Annotated in this window: 1 pseudogene; it reads right to left on the minus strand. The window is 61.8% G+C overall.

Annotated features, from left to right (window positions below):
• Positions 1-259: pseudogene (locus AC5RWX_RS34635) on the minus strand (NAD-dependent dehydratase); the annotation flags it as partial.

A 259-nucleotide genomic window follows, 5' to 3' on the forward strand; every position in this document is an offset into this window, starting at 1 on the left:
CATCCTCCTGCGCGTAGTAAAAGTTCGGAACCGGCAGGCGCGGCTCCTCCTCGTGGAAGGGCGTGTCCGCCATCTGTCCGGCTGCGTACGCCTCAAAGGGTCCGAGGTAATGCTTAAGGCCGGTCATCAGGGCAACGTGGGCCACGGCCTTGCCGCGAAGTGCAGCTAGCAGGTCGCGGACCATACCGGCATTGACGGTGATGTTCTCCTCTTCTGTGTCGCGCCGCGACCATGCTGTGAAAAAGACGTGCGAGGGATT

The organism is Arthrobacter sp. SPT-J7 (assembly GCF_059089965.1).